Consider the following 225-nt stretch of genomic DNA (forward strand, 5'->3'; position numbering starts at 1 on the left):
CTAGAACAAATAATGCTTCTTCATAATCGAGACCTTTTGAATAAGTTGTTACAGCACCAATTACGAGCATAAATAATGTAATATACCAAGCTCGTTTTACCTTGTAATCAATCCCACGAGATAGACCAAGTAACGTAAAGCCAACTGTGACAGAAAGTAAATGTGAGATATTAATGATTGTTGAAGATAGAATGATTTGTAAAATACTAATACGTAACAACATAC

Annotated in this window: 1 protein-coding gene; it reads right to left on the reverse strand. The window is 32.0% G+C overall.

Translation table 11 applies throughout. The features are described 5' to 3' along the window. Positions 1 to 225, reverse strand: a 225-nt coding sequence (locus V7056_RS01360) for a hypothetical protein (protein ID WP_499698592.1), incomplete at both ends; no start/stop codon positions are given.

The organism is Bacillus sp. JJ664 (assembly GCF_036962205.1).
Taxonomy (GTDB): Bacteria; Bacillota; Bacilli; order Bacillales; family Bacillaceae_G; genus Gottfriedia.